A 26,295-nucleotide genomic window follows, 5' to 3' on the forward strand; every position below is an offset into this window, starting at 1 on the left:
GCGCGATCAAACAGTGCGTAACGGAACGAAATCTAAGCGCGGAGCTGGGCAATCCTGCCGAGAAGTCCGTTGACAAAACCAGCGGAATCGTCGGTGCTCAGCTCTTCTGCGAGCTTCACCGCCTCCGAAATCGCCACGGCGTCTGGCACCTCATCGTTGAACATGATCTCCCAGATTCCGATGCGCACGAGAGCACGATCGAGCACGGGCATGCGGTCGATCGTCCAGCCCTGGGCGTAGGTCTCGATGAGTTCATCGATCTCATCGCCATGCTCGGTGATTCCTGTGACGATCTGGAGCGCATAGCGCCACGACTCTTGGCGGGCGGGTTCGTGGGAGGCGCGTTCGGATTCCGCCGCAATTGCGCTGTTGAGCGAGATCTCACGGAGATCTGCGCCATAGAGAATGTCGAGAGCGCGCTTGCGCGCTTTAGTGCGAGCGCTCACTAGTCGTTGACGCGGCCCAGGTAGTCGCCCGTGCGGGTGTCGACCTTGACGCGGGTTCCCGTCTCAAGGAACAGGGGCACCTGGATCTCGTACCCGGTTTCTACCGTCGCGGGCTTGGTTCCACCGGTAGAGCGGTCACCCTGGAGGCCAGGCTCCGTGTAGGTGATCTCGAGCACGACGGATGCTGGCAGGTCGATGTACAGCGGGTTGCCGTTGTTGAGCGCAATGGTGACGGGCTGGTTCTCGAGCATGAAGTTCTGAGCATCGCCGACGACGGACTCGGGAACGTTGATCTGGTCGTAGTCCGTTGAATCCATGAACACGAACGACTCGCCGTCCTTGTACAGGTAGGTGAAGTCGCGGCGATCAACGTTCTCGGTCTCGATCTTGGTGCCAGCGTTGTAGGTCTTGTCGACGGTCTTGCCAGTGACGACGTTCTTCATCTTCGTGCGCACGAATGCGCCACCCTTGCCGGGCTTGACGTGCTGGAAGTCGATAACAGTCCAGAGCTGGCCGTCGATCTTGATAACGACGCCGTTCTTGATGTCAGCAGTTGATGCCATGAGGCGAGAATCCGTTCAATCGGGGTGACACCGGCTTAGAGCTGCCGGAGAAAATGCGGGCGAGTGCGCCGGAGGGCAAGTTTACTGCCTCGACACCGTGAAGCCCAATGCCGCCTCGGGCAGCTACGAACCAATCTCCTGATATGCGGCGAAGAGCAGGCTTTGGTCCGGGCCGGCGAGCACGGTCGGGCGACCGACATCGTCAAGAATGATGAACCGAAGCAGCTCCCCGCGAGCCTTTTTATCGCGCTTCATCACGCTGATCAGGGTGTTCCACCGCCCCGCAGGGTAGGTGGTCGGCAACTGTAACGACTCGAGAATTGAGCGATGACGGTCAACGACATCATCGGAGAGGCGCCCACTCAGCCGGGCAAGCTCGGCGGCAAACATCATGCCGATCGCGACAGCCGCGCCGTGACGCCATTGAAAGCGCTCTGCATATTCCACGGCGTGGCCCAGGGTGTGCCCGTAATTCAGAATCTCGCGCTGTCCCTGCTCAGTGAAGTCATCCCCCACCACGCGAGCCTTGATGCCGATCGATAGCTCCACGAGCCGGCGGAACTCCTCCGTCGACGGGTCGGTAGCCCGCTCTACATCGCGCTCGATGATGTCGAGGATCTCGGGCTCCGCGATGAAGCCGTACTTCACGACCTCGCCGAACCCAGCGAGGATCTCCATCTTGCTGAGACCCGTGAGAACGTCGAGATCAACGATGACACCGGCCGGGGCATAAAAGCAGCCGACAAGGTTCTTGCCCTCGTTCGTATTGATACCGGTCTTGCCGCCTATGGCTGCGTCGACCATGCCCAGGAGGGTTGAGGGGATCTGCACGAGACGAACTCCGCGCAACCACGTTGCCGCAACGAAACCGGCGAGGTCGGTGACGGCGCCGCCGCCGAAGCCGACGACAACATCCGATCGCGTGAAATCAGACTGGCCCAGAACCTGCCAGCAGAATGCGGCGACCTCCACCCGCTTGCCAGCCTCGGCATCCGGGATCTCTGCGAGGACGACCTCATAGGTGTCGAGTAGGTTCTCACGAAGCTCGGCCGCTCGGGCAGCGAGAGTCGGAGGATGCACGATCAGAACCTTGCGCGCATCCGGCCCGATAACAGAGGGCAGCGTGCCCAGAATGTCTCGCCCGACGAGCACATCGTAAGGCTCGGTGCCGCTCACCGTGATCGTCGTGATGCTCATCGTGCTTCGTTCCCGTCTGTCGTTGTGCGCTGTGCCGCGAGCGGGATGTCGGCCTCGTCAGCGACCCATTCGGCGATATCTGCGGCGATCGAGTCGATCGGGCGGCTCGACGTATCCCATGATCGCGTCGCCAGCTCGTTGTAGACACTGCTTCGCTTGTCTACCAGTGTGCGCCAGGCGTCGAGCCCCGAGGAGAGGAGAGGGCGTTTTCCTCCGGTGATCCGGCTCTCGACTGCCTCTGCAGAGACCGTGAGCTGCACAATTCGATGCTGGGCGAACTCGGCCCGAGTTTCTGGATGCATGACGGCACCCCCACCCACAGAAAGAACTACTCGCTCACGAAGCGCTTCGCTTATCGTCGCTCGCTCAAGCTCCCGAAAATAGGGCTCGCCGTGCTGCGTGAAAATGTCGGCGATGTCCCCGTGCTCAGCGACTATGCGCTTGTCGGAATCGACGAACGTCACGCCGAGGAGTTTGGCAACTCTTCTGCCGATCTTGGTCTTGCCCGAACCCGGCGCACCGATGAAAATGACGACGGGGCGCGCCTCCTCCCCCGCCATTAGGCGAGCGAAGGATCGGATGCTGACGTGGTCGACAGCGATCCGGGAATAGACGACACATAGGAATCGAGGTTGCGGCGCGTCTCGGTGACCGAATCGCCTCCGAACTTCTCCAGCATCGAGTTAGCCAGCACAAGGGCCACCATCGCTTCGGCCACAACGCCTGCTGCGGGCACCGCGCACACGTCAGAGCGCTGGTGGTGCGCTTCAGCAGGACCACCCTTCTCCACATCCACCGTGCGCAGAGCGTGGGGAACTGTCGCAATGGGCTTCATGCCAGCGCGGACCCGGAGAACAGTGCCCGTGGTCATGCCGCCCTCGGTTCCGCCGGCGCGATCGCTTGACCGCGTAATGCCAGCGTCGGTCTGAAAAAGCTCGTCGTGCGCCTCGGAACCCCGCCGCGTCGTCGTGAGAAATCCGTCTCCGACCTCGACGCCCTTGATCGCCTGAATGCCCATCAGCGCGCCTGCGAGCTGCGAATCGATGCGGCGGTCCCAATGAACGTATGAGCCGAGCCCCGGCGGAAGCCCGTAGGCCAAAACCTCGACTACGCCGCCGAGCGTGTCCCCGTCGTCATGGGCACGGTCAACCTCGGCAACCATCAGGTCCGACGTGGACTTGTCGAAACACCGCAGGGGGTCGGAATCCAGCGTGGCGACATCGCCAGCTGCTGGCAGAGCGCTGCCCTCTGGTACCCGCACGGTGCCGATCGACAGCGTGTGACTGACGAGTTCCACCCCGAGCTCCGCGAGAAACTTGCGGGCGATAGCACCAAGCGCAACGCGCGCTGCGGTCTCGCGGGCGCTCGCGCGCTCAAGCACATTGCGGGCCTCAGCAAAGTCGTACTTCTGCATTCCGACGAGGTCGGCATGGCCAGGACGCGGGCGCGTCAGGGGCGCTCCCCGGCCCTTGGGAAGCGTGGTGGGGTCAACGGGAGAGGCGCTCATCACATCTACCCAGCGCGGCCATTCCGTGTTTCCGACCCGCAGAGCGATGGGGCTTCCCATCGTCTCTCCGAAACGGACTCCACCCGAGATGGTGAGTACGTCTTCTTCGAACTTCATCCGTGCGCCGCGACCATAGCCGAGCTTGCGGCGCGCGAGGTCAGCACGAATGTCGTCGAGCGAAACAGGCACACCGGCGGGCAATCCCTCAAGGATTGCCACAAGTTCGGGGCCGTGAGATTCTCCAGCGGTCAACCAACGAAGCATGCCTACGATCTTCCCACAGCAGCAGGATGCTCCGCGCCCGTGCTAAGAAGCTGCGCCGGCGCCCATGCCGACGGCAGCCCGCATGTCCGCAATCACGGCGTCCTCGTCGGGCAACACGGTGTCGGGCTCCCCCGAGGTGAACACGCGCACCTGCATTACCGCCTGATGCAGGAGCATCTCGAAACCAGAAATCACGCGGCCTCCGGCCTCGAGCCAGCTCTGGGCGAGTGATGTCGGCCACGGCTCATAGGCAACGTCGAACAGAACCGAAGCCCGTCGAAGCTCGCGGGCCACCGCAAGGCCCGCATCAGCACCGTTCGGAATGGTGCTGATCACGGCATCCGGCGCGCTCTCCAGCGGGCTGCCCAGCGACTCGAGGGACATGTCGATTCCCAGACGAGGCGCAAGGTCGAGCAAATGACGACTCTTCTGCGGGTTGCGAACGGAGACGCGCACGCGAACCGCACCCATCTGAGCCGCTGCCACGATGGCGGACGACGCGGTAGCGCCCCCGCCGATGACCTCGACCGAGCTCATGGACGACACTCCGGCCTCTTTGAAGGCCATCACAATGCCGTGAATATCGGTGTTGAATCCGCGTCGAACGCCGTCGTCGAACAGCAGAGTGTTGCAGACTCCCGTGAGCCGCACGGTGTCGTGCTGCTCATCAAGCAACGGGACAACATCGTGCTTGACCGGCATCGTAAGCGAGAGTCCCCGCCACTCTGGACCTCTGCTGTCAAGAAAGGCCGGTAGGCGCTCCCCCGTCATCTCGATGGCCTGATAGCTCCAATCCAGGCCTAGGCGCCGGTATGCGGCCGCGTGCAAGAGTGGCGAGCGAGAATGAGCAATCGGGCTCCCGAGCACAGCAAGCGCAGGGGAACTACCCACAGTTAGGGCTCTTCGTGGTCTTGCACCAGTTCTGCAGCTGCTTCACGGCGGCATTGTGCTGGTCTCCGGTAACGCTGAACACGGTCTCTCCCGTGTCGAGGTTCACGGTGACGAAGTACACCCAGTCACCCGGTGCGGGGTTCAGGGCCGCAGCGATGGCGTCGTCACCCGGTGCACCGATGGGCCCCGGCGGCAATCCCGTGTGAACGTAGGTGTTGTAGGGGTTATCGTCCTTGAGCTCTGCGCTTGTGCTGAAGACGCTGCTCTCTTCGCGCTCGCCATGTGCCCACTGCCAGCCATAGTGCGCCGTCGAATCGAACTGGAGTTTCATGCCGGTGTCGATGCGATTCTGAATCACCCTAGACACCTTGGCAAAGTCCTCGAGGCTGCTGCCAGCCTCGCGCTGAATAAGCGACGCGATGGTGAGCACCCTGTGCTCGTCCGCGGGAGCGACTCCAGCGGCGGCGAGGGACGCGCGCATCCGATCGACCATTGTTTGAAGCACGGAATGGGCATCCATTCCGGGCTGGAACGTGTACCGAGCAGGAAACAGGTAGCCCTCGAGGGACGTTGCCTCTGGGGGCAGCCCGAACGATGCAAGATCCGCTGCGGCAGCCTCAAAATCGGCCACGGGGATTTCGGTAGCGGCGCTGAGCGTCTCATAGATATCCCACGAAGACTTGCCCTCGACCACGAGAGCGGTCAACTCGACCCTGCTTGCGGGATCGAGCAGGGCGTCCAGCGCAGCGCGTGCACTCATCTTCTCGGCGAGAACATAGTTACCGGGATAGAACGAAGGGTTCTCCTTCAGGAGCAAAGCGTAGAACGCGTCGAAACTCTTGATCACGCCAGCCTCGAGCAGCGAACGTGTGATGTCCTCGCCGTTGTCGCCATCCTTGATGACAATGCTGGTTTCGCCCGTTCCCGCTCCGGTGTAGTCCTCGGGCGGAATCTCCCAGCCCATGACCTTGCGAACCTGATCTTCAAAGTTCAGCCACACAAAACCTACTGACCCTGCACCCAGCCCGAGAATGACCACGACGGCGATTAGCCAGCCCAGCCATTTGCGGCGGCGAGGTGGACGAGAAGGCCCGGATGCATCTGCGGGGCCCGCAGCTTTGGCTTCACGACGGGTGCGCGGGGTCGATTCAGTCGATTCGCCGAAGCGGTCACCCGAAGAATTGTTCGGAGCCGACGGTGACGTCAACAAAGCTTCCCAGCCATCGTGATCTTGCGCCATTAAGCAGTTCCTTCGTCCGGGACGACGAGCGATCCAGGGGCGTTTCCCGAGGACCGCTCGGAGTCTAGGGCATGTTGCAAAATTATAACGGCGGCCACCTGGTCAACTACGGAACGCGAATTCTTCGTCGTGCGGCCGTTGGCGCGAAGAGCCTGCTGGGCCGACACCGTCGACAGCCGCTCATCGACGAGGCGGGTTGGCATTCCGGAGCGCGCCAGAACCATGGCGAACTCTCGAGCGTCATCAGTGGAGGGAGTACTCGCACCCGAGAGCGAGAGCGGCAGCCCGACCACGAACTCCACAGCGTCGATCTCTGACGCGATGCTGAGAATCCGAGCGACATCACCCTCGCCCCGCTTTACCGTCTCGATCGGAGTCGCAAGCATGCCGTGCAGGTCGGATCGTGCGATTCCGATGCGCGCACGACCCACATCGATGCCGAGCCTTACCCCGCTCCTCATCGTCAGAGTCGGAGTCCTGCCACGACGGCGTCGAGCGCAGCCGAGAGGGCGAGAACATCCGTTCCGCCTCCCTGTGCGATGTCGTCCTTGCCACCGCCACCGCCACCGAGGACTCCTGCGGCGGTCTTGGCCAAAGGTCCGGCCTTGACGCCCCGCTCGCGCGCGGCCTCGTTGACTGCGACGATCACCGAGGGCTTTCCGTTGACCTCTGCGGCGAGGGCCACAACAGCGGGCGCCGAACCCAGACGGCCTCGAACGCTCGTCACCAGGCTGCGAAGGTCATCCGCAGACCGAAGGCTTCCCACCTCTTCCCGCACGATCGTTACGCCGTTTGCCGTGCGAGCCGCCTCCACGAGCTGCGGAATCCGCTGGGCAAGTGCCGCAGACTCGAACTCGGCAATGCGCTTCTCCGCTGCCTTGAGTGAGGCGAGCAATTCGGCGATCCGGTCAGGCAACTGCTCACGAGGAGTCTTGAGGTTGGTTGTGAGCTGCGAAACGATCGCCCTTTCCGTGGTGAGGTCGCGGAAGGCGTCGATGCCCACGAGAGACTCGATGCGGCGATTTGTCGACCCCACGGACGATTCACTGACCAGGTTGATGAGCCCGATCTCAGAGCTGGAAGCAACGTGAGTTCCGGCACACAGTTCGCGAGACCACGGGCCGCCGATGTCAACGACGCGCACGGTTTCGCCATACTTCTCGCCAAACAGAGCCATAGCGCCGAGGTCCTTAGCCTCATCCAGCGTCATGACCCGGGTTTCAACCTCGAGATTGCGGCGAATAGCGGAGTTGGCAATCTCTTCGATCTCGGATCGCGTCTCAGGAGAGAGCGCCTGATTCCAGTTGAAGTCAAGGCGCATATAGCCAGCCTTGTTGTAGGAGCCGGACTGGTGAGCATCCGGGCCGAGGACCTGCCGAAGTGCCGCGTGAATGAGGTGGGTAGCGGAGTGGGCCTGAGTCGCGTCGCGGCGCCATTCAGGGTCAACGACGGTGGTGGCAGCGTCATCGACGCCGACCTCTCCCGAACGCACAACAACTCGATGGCTAATGAGGCCCTTCACGGGCTTCTGAACGTCGAGAACCTCGAGTTCGAAGCCCTTTCCGATGATCGTCCCGGCATCGGCTTCTTGCCCACCAGACTCTGCATATAGCGACGTCTCAGCGAGGATGACCTCTGCCGTTTGACCCGTAGTGGCGCGCGTCACCGACTTTCCGTCGACGATGATTCCGAGAACCTTTGTCTCGGTCTGCAGGTACTCATAGCCCGTGAAGACCGTCTCGCCCTTGGCGCGAAAGTCGCTGTAGACCGACAGGTCGGCCAGCGCGGTCTTCTTTGCCTTGGCGTCGGCTTTCGCCTTCGTGCGCTGCTCGAGCATGAGCGAATCGAAAGCGGAGCGATCGACCGTAAGGCCGGCTTCCTCCGCCATTTCGAGTGTGAGGTCGATCGGGAACCCGAACGTGTCATGCAGCAGGAACGCCGTGTCTCCGGGCAGCTGACGGGTGCCGGCCTGCTTCGTCTTTGCGACCGCGAGATCGAGGATGCTGGTGCCGCTGGCGAGCGTGCCCAGAAAGTTCTCTTCCTCGGCGTAAGCGAGTCTGGCAATGCGGTCGTAATTAGTCTCTACCTCGGGATACGCCGCCTTCATGGCGTCGCGCGAGGCGGGGAACAGCTCGGTGAAAGTGGGGGCGTCGACGCCCAGCAACCGCATGGAGCGAACACTCCTGCGGAGCAAGCGGCGAAGCACATAGCCGCCACCCTCGTTGGACGGCGTTACGCCATCCGCCATCAGCATCAGAGCCGAGCGCACATGGTCGGCAACCACGCGCATACGCACGTCGTCGTCGTGGTTGGCCCCGTAGCGACGACCGGAAAGCTGCGCTGCGAGATCGAGAACCGGGCGGACCTGATCGGTCTCGTACATGTTCGCGACGCCCTGCTTAAGGAACGCGACGCGCTCAACTCCAAGCCCCGTGTCGATGTTCTTCTTCGGCAGTTCGCGAACCACCGTGAAGTCTGTCTTGCTCTTCACGTCGTCGAGCAGATACTGCATGAACACGAGGTTCCAGATTTCGAGATACCGGCTGTCGTCGACGGCCGGACCACCCTCGGCTCCGAACTCCGGCCCACGGTCGAAGTAAATTTCGGAGCAGGGACCGCCGGGGCCAGCCTGGCCCGTGTGCCAGTAGTTGTCGGCCTTACCCAGACGCTGGATGCGCCTGTCGGGTAGGCCAGCGATGCGCTTCCACATCTCAATCGCTTCGTCGTCGTCCTCGTAGACGGTGACCCAGAGGTCACGCTCGTCGAAGCCATACCCGCCATCGGCCTCCGACGTGGTCAGCAGCTCCCAGGCATAGGCGATCGCCTGCTCCTTGAAGTAGTCACCAAAGGAGAAGTTGCCGGCCATCTGAAAGAACGTGCCGTGCCGCGTGGTCTTGCCGACCTCTTCGATATCGAGCGTGCGAATGCACTTCTGCACACTCGTCGCACGGGGGTACGGCGCGGGGATGAGACCAGACATGTACGGGATGAAGGGAACCATTCCCGCAACCGTGAACATGAGCGTCGGGTCGTCGCTCACGAGCGACGCCGACGGAACTACGGTGTGCCCCCGCTCTGCAAAAAAGTCGAGCCAGCGTTGACGAATTTCAGCGGTGTGCATGTGGTCCCGTGATCAGTGAGTAGGAATGGTGATGCGAAAGCGGCGAGTTAGCTCTGCGCGCGCTTGAGGTCTGCGATGGTCTCTTCGGCCTCGGCAACTGCGGCGCGGAGCTCGGCTTCACGCGTGCGATAGCCGTCTACGACTGCCCCCGTGAACTCGCCGACGCGGCTGTCGACCTCTTCGAAGAAGCGGCGCCCTTCAGGCGTCTTATTAATCTGGTGGGCTGCGACGAAGCCGATACCGACTCCGACGATGAGCATCACGAGGTTCTTCATGACTGGCTCCCTAGAGGTTGTCGTCGTAGCTCGGTTGCCCCTATGCGCCAACCGAATCATCCGTCCGAGCTTACCGGCTGCGAGCCTAGCGCTCACCATGAGAACGTCGAAGCACCTCGCGGCAACGCAAAAGCGGGCCACCAAAGGTGACCCGCTTGAGCTGTGATGGTACTAGCGCGCGGCGTAGTACTCCACGACGAGCTGAACTTCACACGTGACCGGAACCTCGGCACGCTTCGGGCGGCGCACAAGGCGAACCTGAAGCTTGTCGAGCTCGACCTCGAGGTAAGCAGGCGTCTTCGGCAGAAGGTCGACGTGACCGCCGGCTGCTGCAACCTGGAAGGGCTCCATGCCCTCGCTGCGCTGGTGAACACCAACGAGCTGGCCTGGCTTGACGCGGAACGACGGGCGGTCAACGCGCTGGCCGTCGACAATGATGTGACGGTGCACGATCATCTGGCGAGCCTGAGCGGTGGTACGGGCGATCGCCGCGCGAACGAGAACAGCGTCAAGACGCATCTCGAGCAGCTCGACCAGGTTTTCACCGGTCAGGCCATCGGCACGACGCGCCTCGTTGAACGCGATGCGAAGCTGCTTCTCGCGGATGCCGTACTGGGCGCGTAGGCGCTGCTTCTCGCGAAGACGAACGGCGTAGTCGCTGTCGGTCTTGCGCTTGGTGCGGCCGTGCTCACCGGGAGCATAGGGGCGCTTCTCGAAGCCCTTAGCGGCCTTCGGGGTAAGCGGAATGCCCAGTGCACGGGAGAGCCTGGTCTTGCTACGAGTACGTGACTTGGTAGACACGGTTTCCTTTCGATACTGACGTCATCGGTCTTCAACAGGTATTCGCGCACACAGTTGTGCCGCGAAGATTAGAAGAGGGATGGTGCCACGGGACCGTTCGGCTAAAGAACTACGCCCCTTCAGTTCGGGTATCGAGGCAGCCGTGCACGAAAACCCACTGTAGGCAACAGCGATCTTATCACTTGCCGCGGATGATCCGCAGCAGCTTCTCCAACCGTGTCGAGACATCCCTCTCATTGCCGTGATCGGTGGGCACGTAATAGCGACGCCCCCGGAGTTCCTTCGGCAGGTACTCCTGGGCCACGACGCCGAGGTCAGAATCGTGCGGGTAACGGTAGCCCTTGCCGTGACCGAGCTTCTTAGCCCCCGCATAGTGTGCGTCCCGGAGAGGCTTGGGCACCCGTCCGAAGTTGCCAGCCCGCACATCGGAGATCGCCGCGTCGATTCCGCGGATCACACCGGGAGACTTCGGCGCCGTCGCCAGGTAGATCACCGCTTCTGCGAGCGGGATGCGTCCCTCTGGCATGCCGATGAGCTGGACGGCTGAGGCAGCCGAGGTTGCGATGACCAAAGCCTGGGGGTCCGCCATGCCAATATCTTCTGCCGCGTGGACGATGATCCTCCGTGCAATGAACCGCGGATCCTCGCCCGCCTCGATCATTCGCGCCAAGTAGTGCAGGGCTGCATCGGGATCCGAGCCCCTGATCGACTTGATGAACGCACTGATCACGTCGTAATGCTCGTCACCATTGCGGTCATACCGCAGAAGCGCTCGGTCTACAGCGACCGCGACGATGTCCGCGGTGATCAGCGGCACCGCCTCGCCCTCCCCCGGCGTCGCCTCCGCCGAGCCTGCAGCCGCCTCAAGCGCCGTGAGCGCTCGCCTGGCGTCACCGGAGGCGAGGCGGATGATGGCGGCCCGCGCTTCGGGGTCGAGCGCAAACTTGCCGGCCAGGCCGCGGGGGTCGGTGACCGCCCGATCCACAAGCACGCCGAGGTCATCGTCGCTCAGTTGTTCGAGCGTGAGCAGCAAGGACCTCGAAAGCAATGGTGAGATCACGGAGAACGAGGGGTTTTCCGTCGTCGCGGCCACGAGAATAACCCAGCCGTTTTCGACGCCGGGCAATAGAGCGTCCTGCTGCGCTTTGGTGAAGCGGTGGATCTCGTCGAGAAAGAGCACGGTGGAGTTGCCATAGAGATCGCGCTGCGACAGAGCGGACTCCATGACCTCTCTCACATCCTTGACACCAGCGGTCACCGCCGAAAGCTCGACGAAACGTCTGCCGGAGCTATGTGCGATCGCCTGGGCCAGAGTTGTCTTGCCGGTTCCCGGCGGGCCCCACAAAATAAGGGAAACGGCGCGCTGCTCGGTAATGTCGGCCGAAGCGAGGCTCACCAGGGGCGAGCCGGGGGTGAGAAGGTGCTTCTGGCCGGCAACCTCATCAAGGCTGCGGGGGCGCATACGCACGGCCAGCGGAGTGGCGCCGGAGCGCAGGCCAGGCTGGACAGTCATGCATGCAATCGTAGGCGGAGCCACTGTCACCGCGCCGCGCGCGGCAACGTGGCTGCTGTCGGCTATGGTTTTGGGGGCAATCGACCGCGTCGGAGGACAAGTGGCAACCAGCAGGGGTAGCGAAAAAGAAGCACGAGCTGCACGCGAGCGTCTTAGGGTTTACAACGCCCGCCAGACGGTGCACGAGAACACCGTCTCTCGGCGCAAGCGAGACAACGTCATCGCCGTAATTGCTGGGGCCGTGGTGGTGGCAATCGCAGTGGCCGCGCAGGTCGCGTTCTTCTCCTTCGGCCCTGGAGCATCTTCCCCAGACGCGGCGCCATCTCCTTCACCGTCGTCCTCTGCTCCCGTGGAGGGAAAGAACGTTGGCGATGTCCCCTCTCCCGATCTGGCCGAAGGCCGCACCTGGACAGGCCAGCTCACTCTCAATGACGTTGCGCTCGACATCGAGCTAGACGGTGCTGCCGCTCCCCAGGCAGTTTCGGCCTTCATCCAGGGCACTGAGGATGGCTACTTCGTCGGAAAGACCTGCCACCGGCTTACGAACGGTGGATTCTTCGTGCTTCAGTGCGGCTCTGCCGACGGGCAGGGGTCCACCGACACGAGCTTCAGTTTCGGCCCCATCGAGAACGCTCCGGCTGACGACTTCTACCCCGCTGGCACACTTGCGATGGCCCGCGTTGGCGGAGATGCATTCAGCAATGGTCGCCAGTTCTTTATCGTTTACGACGACACGACTATCCCCTCCGACGCTGCGGGCGGGTATACGGTGCTCGGAAAGGTCACTGGTGGGCTCGATGCGCTGCGTGCGGCCATCACGGATGCCGGTGTTGTCCCCGGCAGCGCCGAGACTGACGGCTCCCCGGTTATTCCCACTACTATTACGGGCCTGACCCTCAACTGACGCTCTGCGCACGGCAGTGCAATAAGCTAGGGGCCGGTCGGTCCACAGTGGCCACTCTGGTAGCAAGGTGAGGCAGTGACGAATAACAATCAGGCACCATGGGGCCGCGTCGACGACGACGGCACGGTTTTCGTGCGCGAAGGCGATAGCGAGCGCGCGGTCGGACAGTACCCCGACGGCACCCCCGAAGAGGCTCTCGCCTACTTCGAACGCAAGTTCACCGACCTAGCGGGCCAGGTGACGCTACTAGAACAACGAATCAAGCGCGGCACTCCCGCTTCTGACGTTGCGAAGACCGTCAACGCACTGATGGCCACGGTCTCGACGGCCAACGCCGTCGGCGACCTTGCATCGCTGCGCGCACGCCTTGAAGCTCTCGGTGGCGCTGTCGGAGAGCTCACGGAGAAGCAGCAGGCAGAAACTCGCGCGGCCCTCGAGGCCGCCGTCGCCTACCGCACCGCTCTCGTCGAAGAAGCCGAGGCACTCGCGGCTCAGGACCCGGCAACTGCACAGTGGAAGCAGGTCAGCGCGGCGATCGATGAGATTTTTGCGCGCTGGCAGGCGCACCAGCAAGAGGGCCCGCGTCTTCCTAAGGCCGAGGGCAACGAGCTGTGGAAGCGATTCCGCGCGGCACGGTCCACGATCGAGACGCACCGCAAGGCCTTCTTTGCCGAGCTTGACGCGACTCATAAGCAGGCACGCTCTCGCAAGCAGGAGCTCGTTGCTCGCGCCGAGGCGCTTATTCCTCAGGGAATTGATGGCGTCCACGCCTACCGCCAGCTTCTCGACGAGTGGAAGGCCGCCGGTCGCGCCGGCAAGAAGTACGACGACGCGCTCTGGGCTCGGTTCAAGGCTGCGGGCGACGCGATCTATGCTGCCAAGGCCGAGGTTGATGCTCGGGACAACGAAGAATTCGATGAGAATCTTCGCCTCAAGGAGGAGCTTCTCGCCGAGGCGCAGCCGCTTCTTACTGAGACCGACCGCGGAGTTGCCCGCGCCAAGCTGATGTCCATCCAGGAGCGCTGGGATGCAATCGGCAAAGTACCCCGCGCTAATGTCAAGTCTGTCGAAGAGCGCATTCGCGCCGTTGAAGCCGCCGTTCGTCGCCTCGACGACGAGCATTGGAAGCGCAACAACCCCGAGCGCAAGGCACGCGCAGAAGGCCTAGCGGCTCAGTTGCAGGATGCGATTGCCAATCTCGAAAAGGAGCTGGCCGACGCCAAGACCACGGGCGACCCTGCCCGCATTGCCAAGGCACAGGAGGCGCTTGACGCCCGCCGTGCGTGGCTCGGAGTCATCGCGGACTAACCTCTTCACCGAAACGGCTGCCATCGGGTTCTCCACAGAACCTGAGGGCAGCCGTTTCGTCGTTGTGCTGGCTTAGACGATGGGGTCATGAATCCTCGCCTCTCTGCCGTTCTTTCCTCACACGACCTGCCCGCTGCCGAACTTCAGGCAGCTCGCCTGGACGGCGAGGTCTACTGCGTCGATGAGTGCTTCTCCCCAATAGACGAGATCGACGATGCGGCGCACCGCGCGGGCTCACTGAGAACGCTCGTACCTCGCCGGCTCATCGCCGCACGGGAGACCGCTGCGTGGGTGCACGGCGTTCTTATCAATCCCCCCGTTGTTCACCACTTCTGGTCTAACCACGATGCAAGGGCACGCCCCAACCCGTCGCCGCGCCTCGACGTGAGAGAGCTCGTGCTCCTCCCCTCAGACATCGTGATCCTCGGGGGCATGCAGGTCACCACGCCGCTGAGAACAGCGATCGACATCCTGCGTTTCACCGAGCACCTCGGACGGCGAGAGTCAGCGGCCGTTCCTCTGCTCAGTGAGCAGTCGGGCCTTAGCTTGCGGGAGCTACGCGAGCACATCCTGGCGCTCAAGAAGACACCGGGCAAGCACAAAGCGCTAGCGGCGCTCGCCCTCGTACGGGAAGGTCACGAGCACCTAAGCGGTCACACGATAGACGTCGTAGACCGCGTCGATGCGTCTAACCGCATTGAGCACTCTGTCGAGGTGCGTGGTGTCGCCCATCTCGAAGACGAACCTGCTGATAGCTAGGCGATCATTCGAGGTGGCAACGGTGGCCGAAAGAATGTTCACGTGATGCTCAGAGAGCACGCGCGTCACGTCCGACAAAAGCCCCGACCTGTCGAGGGCCTCGACCTGAATGTGCACGAGGAAGATACTGGTCGACGACGGCGCCCACTCAACCTCGACAACGCGCTCCGGTTCATTCATGAGCGACGCAACGTTGACGCACGACGCCTGGTGAACTGACACTCCGGAGCCTCGGGTGACGAAACCCATGATCTCGTCCCCGGGGACTGGTGTGCAGCACTTCGCGAGCTTGACCAGAATGTCAGGAGCGCCCTTGACGAGAACACCAGAGCTGCCGCTGGTGCGCCGCTTCGAGCGGCGCGCGAGCGGGAATTCGTCTTCGACGTCGCTCTCGACCTGCACTGCGGCCGCGACCTTCTCGATGACAGACTGCGTAGAGACGTGGCCCTCGCCGACGGCCGCGTAGAGCGCGGAAACGTCGTCGTACCGAAGCTGAGCGGCAACCTCGCTGAGTGCGCCCTGGTTCATGAGCTTCTGAAGAGGCAGGTTCTGCTTGCGCATAGCCCGGGCAATGGCATCCTTGCCCTGCTCCATAGCCTCGTCGCGGCGCTCCTTAGTGAACCACTGACGAATCTTGTTTCGTGCCCGAGTGCTCTTAACAAACGTCAGCCAGCCCTGGCTTGGCCCGGCATCCGGATTCTTTGAGGTGAAGACCTCGACAACGTCGCCGCTGTTCAATTCGCTCTCGAGCGGAATCAGGCGGCCATTGACCTTGGCCCCCATGGTGCGGTGGCCCACCTCGGTGTGCACGGCGTACGCAAAGTCCACGGGTGTCGCGCCAGCGGGAAGCCCGATGACCTTGCCCTGCGGCGTGAAAACATAAACCTCTTTGGCACCAATCTCAAAGCGCAGCGAGTCGAGAAACTCCTCGGGGTCGGCGGTCTCCGCCTGCCAATCGGAGATGTGAGCGAGCCACGCCATGTCCGAGTCGCCAGCAATCGACGACGACGAGTCTTTGCCGCCTGAGAGACGGTCCTTGTACTTCCAGTGCGCTGCGACGCCGTATTCGGCGCGCTGGTGCATCTCGTCCGTGCGGATCTGGATCTCGACGGGGCGGCCTTTCGGGCCGATTACCGTCGTGTGAAGCGACTGATAGAGGTTAAATTTAGGCGTCGCGATGTAGTCCTTGAAGCGACCGGGAATCGGAGTCCAGCGCGCGTGAATCGAGCCGAGAACTGCGTAGCAATCCCGCACCGATGAGACCAGTACCCGGATGCCCACGAGGTCGTAGATCTCGTCGAAATCCCTGCCTCGCAGGATCATCTTCTGGTAGATCGAGTAGTACTGCTTGGGCCTGCCCATGACGCGACCCTTGATGCGGGCCGACTTGAGGTCTTCGTTAACGGAGTCGATCACCTGTTGAACGAACTGCTCCCGCTGGGGGGTTCGCTGCTTGACCAGACTTTCGATTTCCACGTACAGCTTGGGCTGCAAAACGGCGAAGGAGAGGTCTTCGAGCTCCCACTTGATGGCCTGGATGCCGAGGCGATGAGCCAACGGCGCATAAATCTCGATCGTCTCTTGCGCCTTGCGTTTCGCCGACTCCGAAGAAACAAAGCCCCAGGTGCGCGCATTGTGGAGACGGTCGGCAAGTTTGATCACGAGTACTCGGATGTCCTTCGACATCGCGACAACCATCTTGCGGACGGTCTCCGCCTGAGCGCTGTCGCCGTACTTGAGCTTGTCCAGCTTGGTGACGCCGTCGACGAGCATCGCAACTTCGTCGCCGAAATCCCGCCTGAGCATGTCAAGCGTGTACTCGGTGTCTTCAACCGTGTCGTGCAGCAGGGCAGCAGCAAGCGTCTTGGCGCCGATTCCGAGGTCCGCGAGAATCTGAGCCACAGCGACAGGGTGCGTTATGTACGGCTCGCCGCTCTTACGCTTCTGACCTTTGTGGGCCTCGTCCGCCGTGCGATAGGCCCGCTCAAGGAGCTCTACGTCTGCCTTGGGATGATGGGTTCGCACCGTGCGAATCAGGTTCTCGATCGCCCCGGCGTGCTGCGCACGGGAGAAGAGGCGCGGCAACAGAAGGCGCCGAGTAGCAGGGCTGTTCGACGTGACCTCGGTCATCTCACCTCCCCAGAACTCCAGATAGCAAATTTACCACCGCGCTCCCGTGTGAATCCCCAAGGCAACCTCAGGAGCGAGACGACCGCTAAACGCCGGTTTCGGCGGCGACTTCCGTAGCCTCCGCGCGGCGAGCCGCCTCAATACGCTGCCGCTGCTTGACGATGGCCGGCTCGCGCTCACGCAGGTGAACATAAACCGGTGCCGCGACGAAAATCGTCGAGTACGCCCCAACCAGAATGCCAATGAAGAGTGCCAGCGAAATGTCGCGGAGCGTGCCTGCGCCCAGCACGAACGCTCCGATGAACAGAATCGCGGCAACGGGCAGAACAGCAACGACGGACGTGTTGATCGACCGAACAAGGGTCTGGTTGACCGCGAGGTTGACAGACTCCGCGAAGGTTCGCTTCGTTGAGTCGACGTCCTCCGTCGTGTTTTCCCTGATCTTGTCGAAGACAACGACAGTGTCGTAGAGGGAGTATCCGAGAATCGTGAGGAATCCGATGACGGCGGCGGGGGTGACCTCAAACCCGAGGATGCCATAGATGCCGGCGGTGATGATGAGGTCGTGAAACAGGGCGATCATCGCGGCGAGGGCCATCTTCCACGTTCGGAAGTACAGCGCCATCAGGACACCGGCTAGCACGATGAACACGATGAGTGCGCGAATCGACTGCGCGGTGATGTCTGCGCCCCACGTCGCCCCAATGAATGAGGCGTTAACCTGGTCGACCGGAACGTCGTAGGCCGTGGCGAGAGAATCCTTGATCTCTAGCGCCTCGTCGTCTGTGACGATGTCGGTCTGGATGCGCACAGAGTCGGTTCCGACAACCGTTACGCGGGGCAGAAGCTCAGGCACGACGCTGCGGACAGCATCCTCACCGAGGGTCTGGTCGGTGTCGGATACGCGCTCGATCTGGAACTGCGAACCGCCACGGAATTCGATGCCGAACTCAAAGCCACCGCGAAGCATCGGGCCAACGACCGACGCAAGAATCAGAACCGCGGCAATGGCGTACCAGAGCTTGCGGCGGCCGACGAAGTCAAAGGAACGACGACCCGTGTAGAGATCGTTTCCCAGCTGGGCGAACCCTGACATCAGGAGTCCTTTCCTCGTGAGGGCGCGGACTGCTCAGCAGCCTTGCGCTCAGCAATCGTCTGTCGTTTTGCTGCCTCACGGCTGCTTGCCGCGCGTTTGGCCGCACTCACACCCGTTGGCTCGCGGAACTGAGCCCGTCCGCGGTAGACGGCGCCAAGGGCCTGTGGGCTCAGACCGCTCCAGGGGTGACCGTCGCCGAAGAACTTGGTCTTCGACAGCAGCTGCATCAGCGGGTGCGTGAAGAGCATGACCACGAGCAGGTCGATGAGGGTCGTGATGCCGAGCGTCAGGGCGAAGCCCCGAACGTTACCGATTGCCAGGACAAACAGCACAGCGGCGGCCAAGAAGTTGACGGTATCCGACGCAAGAATCGTGCGGATTGCGCGCTTCCATCCCGCCTCAACTGCGGAACCGAGCATCCTGCCATCGCGCAGTTCGTCTCGAATGCGCTCAAAGTAGACGATGAACGAGTCCGCGATGATGCCGATGGCCACAATCAGACCGGCAACACCGGCCAGTGAGAGGCGGTAGCCCTCTCGCCAGGACAGCAGGTTAATAACGAGATAGACGATCACTGCCGCGACTCCAAGCGAGGCGACCGTGACCAATCCCAGTGCCCGGTATTGGAACAGTGAGTAGACAACGACCAGAACAAGCCCGATTACGCCGGCGATGAGCCCGCTCCACAGCTGGCTCTGGCCGAGCGTTGCGGAGATGTTCTCGATGCTCTGAACTTCGAAACCAATGGGCAGGGCGCCGAACTTGAGCTGGTCGGCGAGAGTCTTCGCCGTGTCCTGCGTGAAGTTGCCCGAGATCTGCGGCTTGCCGTTCGTGATCACGGCATTGGTTGTCGGAGCCGAGATAACAGCCCCGTCAAGCACGATCGCGAACTGGTTTTGCACACCAGTGAGCGAGTAGAGCCGCGTGGTCACGTCAGCGAACTGCTGAGTTCCTTTGTCGTCGAAGACGATGTTGACGCCCCACTGCCCAGTGCTAACGCCCTGGCTGTTGGAGACGAGACTGTGCGTGGCGTCGGAGATTCGCTCCCCCGACACCTCCACGGGGCCGAGAATGTACTTGATCGACCGGGTGTCGTCACAGGTGACGAGAGGCTGGTCGGCTGGAGCAACGTTCGTCGCCGCGTCGTCGAGCTTTGCGCAGTCAAAGTTTGTGTAGGTTTCGCGCAGCTCGGGGGTGATCCAGTTGAGATCGCTCGCGTCGGTGGGGCTGACGCTCGGCGTCGCCGCTGGCGCGCTTTCGGCGGGCTCGTCAGATTCGCCTGCGTCCGGTGACGCGCTCGGCTCTTCGCTGCCCTCAACGGTCGCGGGAGTCGCTGCGCTCGCCTCTAGCACCGGTCGGAACTCGAGCTTTGCCGAGGACTCGATGCGGTCGAGAGTCTCCTGATCGGGTGTTCCCGGAATCGACACGACGATGTTCTGCGCACCCTGCGTGTTGATCTCGGATTCCGAGACACCGGCGGCGTCGATGCGCTGGCGAATGATCGACACAGCTTGGTCGAGCTGCTCGCTTGTTACTTCTTGGCCGCTTTCAAGCTGAGGGGCCAGGATGATCTGGGTGCCGCCCTCGAGATCGAGCGCGAGCTTGGGGGTCCACCCAGAGCCCTGCCAGATCACTCCTGCGACGTTGAACCCGACCAGCGCGACGACGATGACGCCGAGCCATGAGAGGGAACGCCAAGCCTTCTTGACCGGGGTCGATCGTTGTGCCACCTAGGAACTCAGCTTTCTACTCCGCGAGACAACATCTCGAGGGAGGTCAGGTCAGGAATCGCGGCCACCGTCGGTCGCGCACACAGAAGACTAGTGGCTAGTCGTTGCCCTTGTCGGCAGCACGGCCGTCGACGCCCTTGGCATCGCCATCCGCAGTCACCGTATGGGTGTCGTCAGATGCGGAGTCAATAGCGATCGGTTCGTCGATCACGGTCTCGTCTGTTGCGATGCTGTCGGCCTCGGCTACGTCGTTTTCGACAACCTTGAGGATCGTCTGACGGTGGACGCGAAGAACGGTGCCGGGGGTCGTTTCGAGCAGAGCCTCGTTGGACTCCTCATCTACCGAAAGCAGCGTTCCGTAGACGCCGAACTGCGTCATAACTTCAGCGCCGGGAACCATCTTTGACTGCAGGGTCTCCTGCTCTGCGCGGCGCTTCTTGGACGTACGGAACTGGAAGAAGATAAAGACGGCCAAGAGGGCCATCATGACAATAAGTAGCGGATCCATGCGGAGGGGCCTTCCAGAGGGAAATCTGCGCACGACGGTGCGCACGATGGTCGTTAAATTATAGGCCATCGCGGAAGAGTGCTGACTCCCGCTGCGCTATTCCTAGGTGTTCCCAGGCCTTCCGAGTGGCGACCCGACCTCGCGGGGTTCGCGAAATTAATCCCATTCGCACTAGGAATGGTTCGGCGACCGACTCAATCGTCTCCGCTTCTTCACCGACGGATGCGGCAAGCGTGCCGAGCCCTACCGGCCCTCCCCCGAACTGCTGAATGATGGTCGAGAGGACCGCTCGGTCTAGCCGATCGAGGCCAAGATCATCGACGTCATAGAGCTTGAGCGCCGCCTGGACGGCCTCGAGCCCCTCCCGTCCATTGACGAGTGAGAAATCCCTTACCCGCCGAAGCAGGCGATTGGCGATTCGTGGTGTGCCTCGGCTCCTCCCAGCGATCTCCCCCAGTGACTCTGAGTCGATCTCGAGTTCCAGAAGGCGACTGGCGCGGGAAATGACATGGGCGAGCTCGTCATCGGAATAGAACTCCAGATGAGCGGTAAAGCCGAAGCGGTCACGCAGAGGATTCGGCAGCAGGCCGGAGCGGGTCGTGGCACCGACTAGCGTGAACGGCGCCAAATCAAGGGGGATCGAGGTCGCCCCAGCCCCCTTGCCCACCATGATGTCGATGCGGAAGTCCTCCATAGCGAGATAGAGCATCTCCTCGGCGGAGCGGGCCATCCGGTGGATCTCGTCGATAAACAAGACCTCGCCGGGCACCAGTGACGAGAGCAGGGCCGCCAGGTCTCCCGCATGTTGAATCGCCGGCCCGCTAGACATGCGCAGCGGGCGATCGCTCTCATGAGCCACGATCATCGCAAGCGTCGTTTTACCCAGCCCTGGAGGACCCGCGAGCAGAATGTGGTCGGGCGTGCGCGACTGCAGGGCGGCAGCCTGAAGCAAAAGTTCAAGCTGCGCGCGGACCTTAGTCTGTCCGACGAACTCAGAAAGCGAGCGTGGGCGTAGTGCCCCTTCGAAGGCTAACTCTGCCGTCGACTCCGGCACGGGCACCACCACGGACTCCACAGAACTCCGCTCAAAACCAAACGCTTCTGAGCTCATCGCGCAGCACCCTCGCGCACGGCGGACGGGCCGAGTTCGGAAAGCGCGAGACGCAGAAGCGCCGGAACACTCTCCCGCTGCGCTCCCGCAGCGCTTGAGATCGCCTCGTCAGCAGCATCCTGGGCTGCCTTCTCGTTCCATCCGAGACCAATAAGCGCCTGCACTACGCTGTCGCGAACAATTGGCTGCGGGGCCGCAGCAGACGGGGACGGCGCCACGGCCACGAGCTTGCCCGCGAGGGAAAGCACGATCAGCTTCGCCGTCTTGGGGCCGATCCCCGACACTTTGCGGAACGCAGAGTCATTCTCGGAGTTGACGGCCCGAGCAATCTCGTCGGGCGTCATGGCTGCGAGGACCCCCATTGCCGATTTTGGCCCGACTCCGGTGACTCCCCGCAGAAGGTCAAACACCGAGAGTTCATCACGGTCGGCAAAGCCGTAGAGAGAGAGATCATCCTCGCGAACGATGAGCGCGGTGTGGACGGTGACCTCGGATCCGGTGCGCAGGCTTAGGGCATGCTGGGGCGTAATGGCGACTGCGAGACCGATGCCCCCGACCTCGATAACCGCGACGGAACCCGCGAGAGAAAGCAGAGTGCCGCGCACAGAAGAGATCATGTATCCAGCCTAGGAGCAGCCTCGGACTTTCGGCCGGAGCGCTCGGCGGCGCGCCACGCCTGCTGGGCTGGTGTCGTGCTCGTCGCCCCGCCAATGCCGGAGGGGATTCCGCGCCAGGCATGGCACAGCGCGAGGGCAAGGGCATCCGCCGCATCAGCGGGCTCTGGCGGCGCGTCGAGCCGTAAGATGCGCGCGACCATCGCTGCTACCTGCTTCTTATCGGCGGATCCGTATCCGGTCACAGCCGCTTTAACCTCAGAGGGAGTGTGCAGCCCCACGGCCAGCCCGCGCCGGGCAGCGGCAAGAAGAACGACGCCGCTCACCTGCGCCGTGCCCATCACGGTCCGCAGATTATGCTGCGCAAACACTCGCTCAAGCGCAACCGCGCTCGGGGAGAACTCGTTCATGATCGCATCGAGCTGTTCGCCGATGATGAGCAGTCTGCGCTCGAGGGCGAGATCGGGAGGAGTCCTGATTACCCCCACCTCGACGAGGGTCGCGGCGCGCCCCTGGGCCAGATCGATGATGCCCACGCCGCAGCGCGTCAGCCCAGGGTCTACGCCGAGCACCCTTACGGTCACAGGAGATTCGACCTACTCGTCTTCGTCGAGTTCGGCCTGAGTCTCGGCAGAGACGGAGAAATTGGCGTAGACATTCTGCACGTCTTCGCTGTCCTCTAGGGCATCGATGAGCTTGAAAACCTTGCGGGCTGTCTCTGCATCGATCTCGATCGTGAGGTTGGGTACGAACTCCGCCTCAGCAGAGTCGTAGTCGATTCCCGCCTCCTGCAGCGCCGTGCGAACAGCGACGAGATCAGACGCCTCGGAGATGATCTCGAAGCCCGCGCCGCGGTCGATGACCTCTTCTGCACCCGCGTCGAGGACGGCAAGAAGGACATCGTCTTCCGTGAGCGAGTCGGTCTTCATCACCGAGACGACACCCTTGCGGTTGAAGTTGTAGGCGACGCTGCCCGGGTCAGCCATGTTGCCGCCGTTCCGGTTCATCGCCGTGCGAACCTCCGCAGCGGCGCGGTTCTTATTGTCGGTGAGACACTCGATCAAGAGCGCCACGCCACCCTGCGCGTACCCCTCGTACATGATCGTGGAGTAGTCGATGACCTCACCAGTGAGGCCAGCACCGCGTTTGACGGCGCGGTCAATGTTGTCGTTCGGAACCGACGTCTTCTTGGCCTTCTGAATAGCGTCGACCAGTGTGGGGTTGCCGGAGAGGTCGGCTCCGCCAATCTTCGCCGCTACTTCGATGTTCTTGATGAGCTTGGCGAACGACTTTGCCCGACGCGCGTCAATGACGGCCTTCTTGTGCTTAGTGGTTGCCCATTTGGAGTGACCTGACATAGAGGCCATTCTAGCGAGGCGAGCGAGCCTGTCTCCTCAGCGCGCCAGCATCCGTTGTCTTACGCGGTCAAGAAAATATCGATGAAGCCGGTAGTCGTCTGTCACCTCGGGATGAAACGAGGTCGCGATGATGTTCGCTTGCTCGACCGCGACGATCGTGCCATCGACGAGGGATGCCAGAACGGAGACCCCCGGCCCCGTCTCGACGACGATGGGGGCTCGAATAAAGACGGCGCGCATGGGGTGCTCCCCCAGAACCGGGATCGCCAACGCGGTTTCGAATGACTCCGTCTGCGAGCCAAACGCATTGCGTCGCACCGAAACATCCAACCCGCCAAATGATTGCTGGGTTGCTGCGCCGTCGAGGATGCGGTCCGCCACCATGATGAGCCCGGCACACGTGCCGTAGACGGGGAGGCCGCCGGAGATTGCGGCTTTGATCGGGTCGGCGACTCCGAATGCGCGCGAAAGCTTGTCGATCACCGTGGATTCGCCGCCGGGGATGACGAGCCCGTCGATCCCGGCGAGGTCGGTCTCGCGCCGCACAGCGACGGTGTCCGCGCCGAGCGACTCCAGCACCTGACGGTGCTCGCGGAAGTCGCCTTGGAGGGCGAGGACACCGACGCGAGGCGCCGCCGGTACGGTCGGGTTACCAGCCACGTTCTGCGAGGCGGTGCGGAGCGGCGAGGTCTGAGACGTTGATGCCGACCATGGCCTCCCCCAAGCCGCGCGACGTTTCGGCAATGACCGCTGGGTCATCGAAGAATGTCGTGGCCTTGACGATGGCAGCGGCGCGTTTCGCCGGCTCTCCCGACTTGAAGATGCCGGATCCGACAAAGACGCCGTCAGCGCCGAGCTGCATCATGAGCGCCGCATCGGCAGGTGTTGCAACTCCGCCGGCGGTGAAGAGCACAACGGGGAGCTTGCCCGTAGTGGCGATTTCGAGGACGAGCTCGTAGGGAGCCTGGAGTTCCTTCGCCGCTACATAGAGTTCGTCGGCGCTGAGCGATGTCAGACGGGCGACCTCGCGCTTGATGGTGCGGATGTGCTTGGTCGCTTCAGAAACGTCGCCGGTGCCAGCCTCGCCCTTGGATCGAATCATCGCGGCACCCTCATTGATGCGTCGAAGCGCCTCCCCCAGGTTCGTTGCGCCACATACGAAGGGAACCGTGAAGTTCCACTTGTCGATGTGGTTGACGTAATCCGCCGGGCTCAGAACCTCTGATTCGTCGATGTAGTCGACTCCGAGTGACTGGAGAACCTGGGCTTCGACGAAGTGGCCGATGCGAGCCTTGGCCATGACCGGGATCGAAACGGCGTCGATAATGCCGTCGATGAGGTCGGGGTCGCTCATGCGAGCCACGCCGCCCTGCGATCGAATGTCTGCGGGAACGCGCTCAAGAGCCATAACGGCGACCGCGCCGGAGTCTTCGGCGATCTTCGCCTGATCGGCGTTGACGACGTCCATAATGACGCCGCCCTTGAGCATCTCAGCGAGTCCTCGTTTGACACGAGCCGTTCCGTGCGTGGTTGACATCATCACTCCTTCGTTTGACATAGGCCAAACCGTAGCATGGCATGACCCATAGACTGACAGTGTGACGATCGGAGACACGCGCGTGAGACTCGGCCTCATCGCGGGTGAGACCGCGGCGGAGATCGTCGAGAGTGTCCGCGCGCTCATTGATCACGGAATCCTCGCCCCGGGCGACGCGCTGCCTCCCATTCGCTCGCTTGCGGAGGAACTCGGCATCAACCGCAACACGGTTGTCGCTGCGTATCGACTGCTCAGCCGCACCGGCACCGTCGAGACACGCGGACGAGGAGGCACCCGAGTTGCGACGCGCTCCTCAGTGCCACTCGAAGGCTATGCTCCGGACTCGGTTCTCCGAGATGTCGCGAACGGCAACCCCGATCCCGCCCTCATTCCCGACCTCTCCCCCGCCCTCGCGACGCTCGCTGGCCGACCCGTGCTGTATGGCGAGCCGACCATCGACCCATCGTTAGAGGAGTGGGCGCTTGCGTGGATGTCGCGGGACCTAGGCCCGCGGCCCGACCTGCGCCTCACGGTTACGGGCGGTGCCGTCGACGCCCTCGAGCGACTATTCGCGGACGCCCTCTCGCGGGGCGACCTGGTAGGGCTCGAGGACCCCTGCTTTCTCTCCGCTCTGCGGACAGTTCGTGTGGGAGGCTACCGGCCGCATCCGATCCCGGTAGACGGTGATGGGATGACGGTCGACGGACTCCGGGCTGCGTTAGAAGCGGGGGTGCGCGCCATTGTGTGCACGCCGCGCGCTCATAACCCCACAGGCGCGAGCCTCACCGAGGAGCGTGCCGCAGCGCTGCGAGAGGTTCTTGTCACGCATCCACACGTGCTGGTAATCGAAGACGATCACTTCTCGATGCTCTCGCGCCGCCCCTATGTTTCGATCATCGGGCCGGAGCATCGCCGCTGGGCCCTCATCCGCTCCGTCTCCAAGTTTCTCGGCCCCGACCTCTGCCTCGCGCTTACGGCAAGCGACGCGGAGACCGCCGACCGGCTGGGGCAGCGCCTGAGCCCCGGCTCCACCTGGGTGAGCCACCTATTGCAACGCCTGGTCGTAGCCCTCGTGGGCGATGCCGCGGTCATGGCAGGGGTCGAGCGTGCGGCCGAGCACTACCGTGCACGAAACGCCGCGTTTGCTGAGTACGCCCTCGCTGCAGGACTGCCGTGCCGTCCCGGCGACGGGCTGAGCGTGTGGCTGCCGCTGCCGGCGCCGGCGCGTGCCGTCACAGAGCAGCTCATGCGGCGCGGGTGGCTGGCCCGTCCCGGCGACGAGTTTCTTCTTGCCGACGATGCGACCACCCGGCACCTTCGCCTCACCGTCCATGATCTCGACGATGCCGACGCACGCCAGCTGGCTTCCGACATCGCCGCCGCTGTCCACGCCGTTCTCCGCACCGCCTGACCCGTCCGTTA

Annotated in this window: 26 protein-coding genes; 4 read left to right on the top strand and 22 right to left on the bottom strand. The window is 62.8% G+C overall.

Going from position 1 to position 26,295, the window contains the following annotated elements; genetic code table 11:
- Positions 1-32: 32 nt before the first annotated feature.
- The 12 genes from nusB to C2138_RS06840 form a co-directional block, all read right to left on the bottom strand.
- On the bottom strand, positions 33-446 hold the full coding sequence (nusB, locus tag C2138_RS06785; RefSeq protein ID WP_108516541.1) for a transcription antitermination factor NusB: 414 nt from the start codon (positions 444-446) through the stop codon (positions 33-35).
- A complete protein-coding gene (gene efp, locus C2138_RS06790; RefSeq protein ID WP_108516543.1) occupies positions 446-1,009 on the bottom strand; it encodes an elongation factor P in 564 nt (187 codons plus the stop codon). The genes nusB and efp overlap by 1 nt, the downstream gene beginning before the upstream one ends.
- Positions 1,010-1,132: 123 nt before the next feature.
- The gene (aroB, locus tag C2138_RS06795; RefSeq protein ID WP_108516545.1) at positions 1,133-2,206 is read right to left on the bottom strand and encodes a 3-dehydroquinate synthase; all 1,074 of its coding nucleotides are present in this window, start codon (positions 2,204-2,206) and stop codon (positions 1,133-1,135) included.
- Positions 2,203-2,766: a shikimate kinase gene (locus C2138_RS06800; RefSeq protein WP_108516547.1), complete on the bottom strand. Its 564-nt coding sequence runs from the start codon at positions 2,764-2,766 to the stop codon at positions 2,203-2,205. Before C2138_RS06800 ends, aroB begins: the two co-directional genes overlap by 4 nt.
- Positions 2,766-3,977, bottom strand: a complete 1,212-nt coding sequence (gene aroC, locus C2138_RS06805; protein WP_108516549.1) for a chorismate synthase — start codon at positions 3,975-3,977, stop codon at positions 2,766-2,768. The genes C2138_RS06800 and aroC overlap by 1 nt, the downstream gene beginning before the upstream one ends.
- A 42-nt stretch (positions 3,978-4,019) precedes the next feature.
- Positions 4,020-4,868 carry a shikimate dehydrogenase gene (locus tag C2138_RS06810; protein ID WP_108516551.1) on the bottom strand — a complete coding sequence of 283 codons (849 nt, stop codon included), beginning with the start codon at positions 4,866-4,868 and terminating at the stop codon, positions 4,020-4,022.
- Positions 4,861-6,108 carry an endolytic transglycosylase MltG gene (gene mltG, locus C2138_RS06815; RefSeq protein ID WP_108516553.1) on the bottom strand — a complete coding sequence of 416 codons (1,248 nt, stop codon included), beginning with the start codon at positions 6,106-6,108 and terminating at the stop codon, positions 4,861-4,863. Before mltG ends, C2138_RS06810 begins: the two co-directional genes overlap by 8 nt.
- On the bottom strand, positions 6,108-6,569 hold the full coding sequence (gene ruvX / locus C2138_RS06820) for a Holliday junction resolvase RuvX (protein ID WP_108516555.1): 462 nt from the start codon (positions 6,567-6,569) through the stop codon (positions 6,108-6,110). Before ruvX ends, mltG begins: the two co-directional genes overlap by 1 nt.
- Before the next feature lie 2 nt (positions 6,570-6,571).
- The gene (gene alaS / locus C2138_RS06825) at positions 6,572-9,229 is read right to left on the bottom strand and encodes an alanine--tRNA ligase (RefSeq protein ID WP_108516557.1); all 2,658 of its coding nucleotides are present in this window, start codon (positions 9,227-9,229) and stop codon (positions 6,572-6,574) included.
- 47 nt (positions 9,230-9,276) lie between these two features.
- A complete protein-coding gene (locus C2138_RS06830; RefSeq protein WP_108516558.1) occupies positions 9,277-9,504 on the bottom strand; it encodes a hypothetical protein in 228 nt (75 codons plus the stop codon).
- Positions 9,505-9,675: 171 nt separating this feature from the next.
- The gene (rpsD, locus tag C2138_RS06835) at positions 9,676-10,305 is read right to left on the bottom strand and encodes a 30S ribosomal protein S4 (protein ID WP_108516560.1); all 630 of its coding nucleotides are present in this window, start codon (positions 10,303-10,305) and stop codon (positions 9,676-9,678) included.
- Between the two features lie 178 nt (positions 10,306-10,483).
- Positions 10,484-11,818: a replication-associated recombination protein A gene (locus C2138_RS06840; RefSeq protein ID WP_108516562.1), complete on the bottom strand. Its 1,335-nt coding sequence runs from the start codon at positions 11,816-11,818 to the stop codon at positions 10,484-10,486.
- Between C2138_RS06840 and C2138_RS06845 the strand changes: the two genes are divergently transcribed.
- The 3 genes from C2138_RS06845 (at position 11,817) to C2138_RS13630 (ending at position 14,789) form a co-directional block, all read left to right on the top strand.
- Complete coding sequence (locus C2138_RS06845) at positions 11,817-12,722, top strand: peptidylprolyl isomerase (RefSeq protein ID WP_233245431.1); 906 nt, start codon at positions 11,817-11,819, stop codon at positions 12,720-12,722. The genes C2138_RS06840 and C2138_RS06845 overlap by 2 nt on opposite strands.
- A gap of 75 nt (positions 12,723-12,797) precedes the next feature.
- Complete coding sequence (locus C2138_RS06850) at positions 12,798-14,030, top strand: DUF349 domain-containing protein (RefSeq protein ID WP_108516563.1); 1,233 nt, start codon at positions 12,798-12,800, stop codon at positions 14,028-14,030.
- 87 nt (positions 14,031-14,117) lie between these two features.
- Positions 14,118-14,789 (top strand): type IV toxin-antitoxin system AbiEi family antitoxin, encoded by a 672-nt coding sequence (locus C2138_RS13630; RefSeq protein ID WP_159078160.1) that lies wholly within the window; start codon positions 14,118-14,120, stop codon positions 14,787-14,789.
- Here the strand turns inward: C2138_RS13630 and C2138_RS06855 are convergent.
- From C2138_RS06855 to pdxS, 10 genes are all read right to left on the bottom strand, one after another.
- Positions 14,676-16,919 carry a RelA/SpoT family protein gene (locus tag C2138_RS06855; RefSeq protein ID WP_108516565.1) on the bottom strand — a complete coding sequence of 748 codons (2,244 nt, stop codon included), beginning with the start codon at positions 16,917-16,919 and terminating at the stop codon, positions 14,676-14,678. The genes C2138_RS13630 and C2138_RS06855 overlap by 114 nt on opposite strands.
- 85 nt (positions 16,920-17,004) lie before the next feature.
- The gene (gene secF, locus C2138_RS06860) at positions 17,005-18,015 is read right to left on the bottom strand and encodes a protein translocase subunit SecF (protein WP_108516567.1); all 1,011 of its coding nucleotides are present in this window, start codon (positions 18,013-18,015) and stop codon (positions 17,005-17,007) included.
- Entirely contained in the window at positions 18,015-19,745 is a 1,731-nt protein-coding gene (gene secD, locus C2138_RS06865) for a protein translocase subunit SecD (RefSeq protein WP_108516568.1), read from the bottom strand. Before secD ends, secF begins: the two co-directional genes overlap by 1 nt.
- Before the next feature lie 97 nt (positions 19,746-19,842).
- Positions 19,843-20,322 carry a preprotein translocase subunit YajC gene (gene yajC, locus C2138_RS06870; protein WP_241961064.1) on the bottom strand — a complete coding sequence of 160 codons (480 nt, stop codon included), beginning with the start codon at positions 20,320-20,322 and terminating at the stop codon, positions 19,843-19,845.
- Complete coding sequence (gene ruvB / locus C2138_RS06875; RefSeq protein WP_108516572.1) at positions 20,312-21,364, bottom strand: Holliday junction branch migration DNA helicase RuvB; 1,053 nt, start codon at positions 21,362-21,364, stop codon at positions 20,312-20,314. Before ruvB ends, yajC begins: the two co-directional genes overlap by 11 nt.
- The gene (ruvA, locus tag C2138_RS06880; protein WP_108516574.1) at positions 21,361-21,981 is read right to left on the bottom strand and encodes a Holliday junction branch migration protein RuvA; all 621 of its coding nucleotides are present in this window, start codon (positions 21,979-21,981) and stop codon (positions 21,361-21,363) included. The genes ruvB and ruvA overlap by 4 nt, the downstream gene beginning before the upstream one ends.
- Positions 21,978-22,562, bottom strand: coding sequence for a crossover junction endodeoxyribonuclease RuvC (gene ruvC / locus C2138_RS06885; protein ID WP_108516575.1), 585 nt, complete (start codon positions 22,560-22,562; stop codon positions 21,978-21,980). The genes ruvA and ruvC overlap by 4 nt, the downstream gene beginning before the upstream one ends.
- Before the next feature lie 12 nt (positions 22,563-22,574).
- Positions 22,575-23,336, bottom strand: coding sequence for a YebC/PmpR family DNA-binding transcriptional regulator (locus C2138_RS06890; RefSeq protein WP_108516577.1), 762 nt, complete (start codon positions 23,334-23,336; stop codon positions 22,575-22,577).
- A 36-nt stretch (positions 23,337-23,372) separates the two neighbouring features.
- The gene (gene pdxT / locus C2138_RS06895) at positions 23,373-23,996 is read right to left on the bottom strand and encodes a pyridoxal 5'-phosphate synthase glutaminase subunit PdxT (RefSeq protein ID WP_241961065.1); all 624 of its coding nucleotides are present in this window, start codon (positions 23,994-23,996) and stop codon (positions 23,373-23,375) included.
- Positions 23,986-24,876, bottom strand: coding sequence for a pyridoxal 5'-phosphate synthase lyase subunit PdxS (gene pdxS / locus C2138_RS06900; RefSeq protein WP_108516580.1), 891 nt, complete (start codon positions 24,874-24,876; stop codon positions 23,986-23,988). Before pdxS ends, pdxT begins: the two co-directional genes overlap by 11 nt.
- A 58-nt stretch (positions 24,877-24,934) precedes the next feature.
- Between pdxS and C2138_RS06905 the strand changes: the two genes are divergently transcribed.
- Complete coding sequence (locus C2138_RS06905) at positions 24,935-26,284, top strand: aminotransferase class I/II-fold pyridoxal phosphate-dependent enzyme (RefSeq protein WP_241961066.1); 1,350 nt, start codon at positions 24,935-24,937, stop codon at positions 26,282-26,284.
- Positions 26,285-26,295 lie beyond the last annotated feature (11 nt).

Source organism: Salinibacterium hongtaonis, from assembly GCF_003065485.1.
GTDB classification, from domain to species: Bacteria; Actinomycetota; Actinomycetes; order Actinomycetales; family Microbacteriaceae; genus Homoserinimonas; species Homoserinimonas hongtaonis.